The following is a 6,450-nucleotide window of genomic DNA, read 5'->3' as shown; positions in this document are numbered from 1 at the left end:
TCTTTTAAGATAATCGACATAATGCTCATCTACGAAACATATCTCCTGACTGCTGACTTTATTATGCACCTTTAGCCCCATCTTTTTTGCGAGAATACGGGCTCTCTTCTTTGTCAGGCCGCCAAGCGGAAAGATTGTTTGCGACAACGCCTTTTGGGATACAAATGCCAAAAAATACGATTGATCTTTCGCTTTATCCTTTCCTTCTTTAACATAATATCGCCTGTTGAGCCTGTTATAGCCGATGTTTGCGTAGTGGCCCGTAGCAATATAATCGCAACTGAGTTCCCGCGTTTTTTTAAGCAAGGTATCGAATTTTAAAATCTGATTACACAAAATGCACGGGTTAGGCGTAGCGCCGCGGTTATATTCCCTGCAAAAATAGTCTATTACGTTTTTTTCGAACTCCCGGGAAAAATCAAATACATAATAAGGGATGCCTATTCTAGCGGCGACGGATCGCGCATCACTTATGGCACTCGTAGAACAGCATGCCCTGACATCCTTATCCTTAGCGCATTCTTCCTCGGGCCATAACTTCATAGTCGCGCCTATGACATCAAATCCCTTCTTTTTTAAGATAGCCGCGGACAAGGATGAGTCCAATCCGCCGCTCATAGCCACCATGACCCGTTTTCTATTTTTCATTTTTTCGCTATATAACCTTTCATGCCGCTTGACATGCTTATCCTTGTACCCGCCAAGTCTTTTGCGACTAACAATATATCTACGCCCTGTAGTTTCTCAATAAATTCCAGCCCTTTTTTTTCGCCGAGCACAAATATCGCCGTCGCCAACGCATCGGCAGTCATGCAGTCATCCGCAACGACCGTAACGCTTCGTAAATTATTTCTCGCCGCATACCCTGTTCTCGGATTTATGATGTGGCCGTATTCCCTCCCGCCTGAGATATAAAAATTTTCGTAGTTACCGGAAGTGGCGACTGCTTTATCTTTTATTACCAGCCGAGCAATGATATTTTTTTTGTCATCCGGATCTTTTATGCCGATAGACCATCCTTTTCGCGCCGTACTACTTCCCATGCAATAGACCTCGCCTCCCATGTTTATAACGGCAGACCTGATGCCGCGGCGCTTCAATATCTTCACCACTTCATCAACCGCGTACCCTTTGGCGATTCCTCCAAAATCGATCCGCATGCGCGGGTCTTTAAAATATACCGTTCTATCCGCATCATCGAATACCATCTTATTCATTCCGACATACTTCAATATACCCGCTATAGTATCGGGATCGCACTTCTTTTTCTCACCCGGGCCGAATCCCCACGCCTCAACAAGTGGCTCCACCGTGATATCAAATGCGCCTTCGGTCAATACATAATATTTATTGCATCGCTTTGTCAGCAGATATAAATCCGGATTTAATTTTCGGAGCTTTTTTGAGGTATCATCATTTACAAGGGATACGGGGCTTTTTTTATCAAAAATAGAGAGCATCTTATTGATGTCTTCTATCCTGGCTTTTGATTCATCTGCGGCGCTTTTTGCGGCGGCGATGCCTATGCCGTCAAGGCATATCGTAACCTCTACTGTAGTTCCCATGGAAAGAGAGGTAAATTTGTATACATCGCTTTTCGCGCAACCCGGCAGGACAAAAAAAAGCAGAAGAAGGGCTATTAACGAATTCTTCCTTATCATAATATCTTTTTGATGAGAAAATCTATATCGATATAATCCTCTACCAGCTTTATGGCCATCTTCGCCTTGTCGGTATCGTCCGGTTTTATTTTGACTGTGAGGTCATGTATCTCTGATGTCACTTTATAAGTATCGTTTTTCGACATCAGTACCGGAATACCGCTGCGCGCGATAAGGTTGCGTATGCTGTGATGAGGCGTTATGCCGCCCGTGAGGACGATGCCGGCTATCTTCGAATAGGCAGTTTTGGATTGCAAAAGATAGGAGCTCATAGCCATCAGTATCATATCCTCCCGATCACCCGGGGTTATTATAAGACTGCCGTCTTCTATATAATTCCATGCCTCGTGCGGTTCCATGGCGCCTACAAGGATCTTATTTACCACATTGTGCGCATTTTCTCTACCGTGCATAAATGTTATACCAAGTTCATCCGATATCTCTCCGACAGTAGGAGAGGAAAGAAACTTCTGGTATGGCATCACGCCCAATACGTCAATGCCCTTCCGCTTAAGCCCCTTTCTTACGAGTTCATTCACTTTGTGATATTTTTCTCTTAAGACCTTATTGATGATCACGCCCGCTATCTTTACGCCGTGCTTTTCAAAAAGGGCGGCGTTAAGCAGGATTTCGTCTATCGGCCTTCCGATACCGCCCGAAGATATCAGGACTACTTTTGAGCCTAGCAATTTCGCCACATAGGCATTGGACATGTCAAAGCACGAGCCTACACCCGCGTGCCCGGTACCCTCTATTATGACTATATCTTTAGATTTCGCGATATTGGCGAATGCCTTTTTTATTTTATGTATCAGCACAATATGCCTGGCGCGCATTATATATTTTTCTGTAAACCCTCTTTCCACGGCGATGGGGCTCATATCCTTAAGCCGGCCTTTCAGGCCGCATAGGATTTCTATAAGAAGGGAATCCTCGTCCACCTTGAGCCCGTCTTCCACAACGTAGCGCTGGCCTACCGGCTTTATGAAACCCACATTGTCATAACGCTTTTTAAATGCCGCTATAAGCCCCAGCGAAAGTGTGGTTTTGCCGTCATTTTGGCGCGTCGCGGCTATAAATATACGTTTCGGTTTTTTTAGTATACGCATATTAAAATGATAATTTCCCTCCCCTGTGGCTTTTTATGTATTCCACGCAAAACTCATCTTCGCCCAAAAGCGCGGACGAGGCCCGTAAAATCGCATTTATCTTTTTATTGAGAGGATCTAGTATAGCGGCGTCAAGCCCCGCGAAAAGCATCATTGCCAAGAATGCCGCGTTTAGCATGCCTCTATCGGGTAAGCCGAAAGAAACATTGCTTAACCCGCAAGTCAATTTAGCGCCCGTAGCGGACTTTATTAATCCCACGCTCTTTATGACTTCAAGCGCCTGATCCGGCTCGCTGCTTATAGGCCGGACTAAGGGATCGATATATAAATCGTCCTTTTCTATGCCATGAGTCGCCAGAAGAGACACGGCATTTTTTGCCATATCAAGCCGGCCGCCGGCTGTATGCGGCATAGCCTTCCCGTCCATTGCAAGTACTATAACCGATGCCTTATACTTCTTCACGAGTGGAAGAATAGCGTCGGCCCTATCTTTCTCAAGCGTAATAGAGTTGACGAGCGCCTTTCCTTTGTGTTTGCGAAGCCCTGCTTCTATCGCGTCAGGATTGGGGCTGTCGATGGAAAGCGGCAAACCCGTCTCATCTTGAACGAGGCCAACGAGCCATTCCATATCCTTAGGTTCATTTTTTGTATTGAAAGCGCAGTTTACATCCAACATATGGGCCCCCGCTTCTTTCTGGAGCCTTGCCTCGCGCCTGATAAAGGCTTCGTCCTTCGTCGAAAGCGCCCGCGCTATCGTCTCCCTGGAACTATTTATACGCTCGCCTATTTTGATAAACATTTAATACTCCTTACCCCTTCACTCGCTTGTCGTAAGTTATTTCGATCGCCTTAACGAGCTCAACGAGCATCTCATTCGTAGGTGTTTTTATATTCATGCTTTTGGCCTGCCGCACTATTGCTCCGTTTATCGAGTCTATTTCAGTCATATCGCGATTCAAGGCGTCCTGCAGCATGGACGAGATATTATCGGCTGTTGCCTTACAAACAGCTTCGGCTTTCTGTATAGGGTCATCGTAGGCAAGTTTTGCCTTTTTCCTCTTCGCAACTTTCGTCGCTTCTGATACGGCGCGCCTCACGATTTCCCTCGTATACTCATTTTCCGTAAGCGCCCCGTTTTTGAGGCGCGCTATTGCGCTTATGGCATTTATGCCGGTGTTTATAACGACCTTGCTCCATATGGCTGAATTTATATCTTTGGTTATCTTTACGGGAAATCCCGCTTTGGTCAATATCGCCGCTATGTCCCTTATTTCGCCTAAGACCTTTCCGCTTTCCTGGCCTATAATCGTTTCACCCTTACAAGTATGTTTTAGCGTTGTCTCGTCAATAAGCGTCGCGCCATGATAAGTGACGCCGCCTATTATTTTGTCGCTATCTACAAATTCGCTTATGAGCTGCAAATTCCCCAAACCGTTCTGCAGGCTCAATACGTACGTCCGCTCGCCTATAAGCGGCTTTGCGTTTTTAAGCGCGCTCTCTGTGTCGTACGATTTTACGCATATAATAACAATGTCGGCCAAGCCGATATCTTTGGCCTCGGAAGAGGCATTCACCTTGACGCGCGAGCCGCTTCCCGAATTCTCCACCTTGATGCCGTCTTCTCGGATCTTCTTTGCCCTTCCCGCGTTTTTGTCAAGCACCCAAACATCATTTTTTGTACGCGATAAGCTGGCCGCCAGCAATAGCCCCAAGGCGCCGGGTGCCACAATAACTATTTTCATATCATCTTCCTCATTTTATCTTTTCCAGTTCTTCTTTTCGCATTGTGAAGCTATTCTCTTTTTTCGGAAAAATGCCTTTTTCGACTTCCTCTTTATATCGGGAAACTGCCTCTTTTGCTATCGCGCCGACATCGGCGTATTTCTTGGCAAATTTCGGCATAAATCTATCGAACATGCCAAGCAAATCATTAAGCACAAGGACTTGTCCGTCGCATGCCGGGCCCGCGCCTATTCCTATGGTCGGAATAGATATATTTGAAGTTATTATTTCTGCGAGCTCGGACGGGATGCATTCCAGGACTATACTAAAACATCCCAAGCGTTCCAGCCGCCTTGCCGCATCCGCTATAGCCTTTGCGGCTTCGGCATTTTTTCCCTGCACCTTAAACTCTACTGCTGTCTGAGGTGTAAGCCCCAAGTGCCCAAGTACGGGTATACCGCACTTGATTATTGCGGATACCGCTTCATAAGATTCGCCTTCCAGTTTTACGGCATCGCATCCGGCTTCTTCTACAAACCTTTTCGCATTCTTTGCGGCCGCCTCGACCGTCTCGAATGACTTATAAGGCATATCGCCTATTAGGAGCGACCTCTTGATTCCCCGCCTTGCCGCCTGAGTATGGCGTATCATATCATCCATGGTGACATTTACGGTAGATTCGTAACCCAATACTACCATCCCCAGTGAATCGCCTACCAATACGACGTCTATGCCGGCCTCGTCGACAATTTTAGCCAGAAAATAGTCGTAAGCGGTAAGCATCGTTATCTTTTTTCCGCTTCTCTTTTTATTCTGTATATCTAAAATTGTGACCTTTTTCTCAACCATTCTCTAAAGGCCCGCCGCGTTAAGTATTAAAGGAACCTTCTTATTCATCCCTATAGACATGATATGGACTCCGCCGGCGATACCCTTTAACTCTTTTATAAGGCGCGCCGCTATCTCTATCGACTTTTTATCTTTATCCTCGGCCTTTTCTATTTCTTCTATTATTGCATCCGGTACCGATATGCCGGGTACGTGCTTATTCATGAATCTTGCGCTATCAGCACTTTTAAGTACGACCACGCCGGCTATTATGGGGACTTTCAAATCCTTTATGTTATTCATAAATTTTTCAAACTGCTTCGCGTCAAATATGGCCTGTGTCTGGAAAAACTCCGCGCCGGATTCTATCTTTTTTGCCATCTTTATTATTTCCGGTTCAAGCGGATCCACCCCGGGATTGACGGCTGCGCCAAGGCAGAACTTTGGCGAGCCTTTCAGTTTTTTGCCTGCCAGATCATGTCCGCTTTCAAGGAGCTTTGCCGCTCGTAGAAGGCCTACGGAATCCAGGTCGTAAACCGGTTTTGCCGCCGGGTGGTCACCCAGTGACGGATGGTCGCCCGTCAGTATGAGGACGTTGCGTATGCCAAGAGCATAAGCGGACAACAGGTCCGATTGCAGCGCAAGGCGGTTTCTGTCTCGACACGTCACTTGGTATATGGGCTCTATATTACGCTCTATTAAAAGACGGCTGAACGCCAATGAGCCAAGCCGCATCACCGAACTTTGCAGGTCCGTCACATTGATCGCGTCTACGCGGCCCTTGACCAGTTCCGCATCCACAATATGTGCCGCCACATCAACGCCCTTTGGCGGGCCTATTTCGCTTGTTACGATAAATTTTTTCGTTTTGATCTTTTCACTAAAAGTCATTGTTCTTTCCTCTGGGTTTTATATAACTCCACCAAATTTTTCATAAGCATAACTGTTGTGACCGGCCCCACGCCTCCCGGTACAGGCGTAATGTAAGCTGCCTTTTTCTTCGCCTTGTCAAATTCTACGTCGCCCGTTATTACGCCACCTTTCGCATTAATACCCACATCGATTACGATAGCGCCTCTTTTGATCCAGTTGCCCTTTATTAATGCGCTTTTCCCTGCGGCTGCTACAAG

At 46.4% G+C, this 6,450-nt stretch carries 8 protein-coding genes; all 8 read right to left on the bottom strand.

The window, feature by feature from the left end; translation table 11 throughout:
- The coding region (locus tag KKI13_05695; GenBank protein MBU4488541.1) for a tRNA 2-thiouridine(34) synthase MnmA at positions 1-648 on the bottom strand (648 nt) is incomplete at its 3' end.
- Positions 645-1,661: an FAD:protein FMN transferase gene (locus tag KKI13_05690; GenBank protein ID MBU4488540.1), complete on the bottom strand. Its 1,017-nt coding sequence runs from the start codon at positions 1,659-1,661 to the stop codon at positions 645-647. The genes KKI13_05690 and KKI13_05695, both read right to left, overlap by 4 nt.
- Positions 1,658-2,770 (bottom strand): AAA family ATPase, encoded by a 1,113-nt coding sequence (locus KKI13_05685; GenBank protein MBU4488539.1) that lies wholly within the window; start codon positions 2,768-2,770, stop codon positions 1,658-1,660. Before KKI13_05685 ends, KKI13_05690 begins: the two co-directional genes overlap by 4 nt.
- A 1-nt stretch (position 2,771) precedes the next feature.
- Positions 2,772-3,569: a dihydropteroate synthase gene (locus tag KKI13_05680; GenBank protein MBU4488538.1), complete on the bottom strand. Its 798-nt coding sequence runs from the start codon at positions 3,567-3,569 to the stop codon at positions 2,772-2,774.
- A 10-nt stretch (positions 3,570-3,579) separates the two neighbouring features.
- Complete coding sequence (locus tag KKI13_05675) at positions 3,580-4,512, bottom strand: 2-dehydropantoate 2-reductase (protein ID MBU4488537.1); 933 nt, start codon at positions 4,510-4,512, stop codon at positions 3,580-3,582.
- A 10-nt stretch (positions 4,513-4,522) separates the two neighbouring features.
- Positions 4,523-5,341: a 3-methyl-2-oxobutanoate hydroxymethyltransferase gene (gene panB, locus KKI13_05670; GenBank protein MBU4488536.1), complete on the bottom strand. Its 819-nt coding sequence runs from the start codon at positions 5,339-5,341 to the stop codon at positions 4,523-4,525.
- A gap of 3 nt (positions 5,342-5,344) precedes the next feature.
- Positions 5,345-6,211, bottom strand: coding sequence for a methylenetetrahydrofolate reductase (locus KKI13_05665; GenBank protein MBU4488535.1), 867 nt, complete (start codon positions 6,209-6,211; stop codon positions 5,345-5,347).
- Positions 6,208-6,450, bottom strand: a 243-nt coding sequence (locus KKI13_05660; GenBank protein MBU4488534.1) for a bifunctional methylenetetrahydrofolate dehydrogenase/methenyltetrahydrofolate cyclohydrolase, incomplete at its 5' end; no start/stop codon positions are given. The genes KKI13_05665 and KKI13_05660, both read right to left, overlap by 4 nt.

The organism is Candidatus Omnitrophota bacterium, from assembly GCA_018894435.1.
Lineage (GTDB): Bacteria > Omnitrophota > Gorgyraeia > JAHIPI01 > JAHIPI01 > JAHIPI01.
Note: the sequence above shows the minus strand (reverse complement) of the source record. Positions and strands in the feature narration are given on the sequence as shown.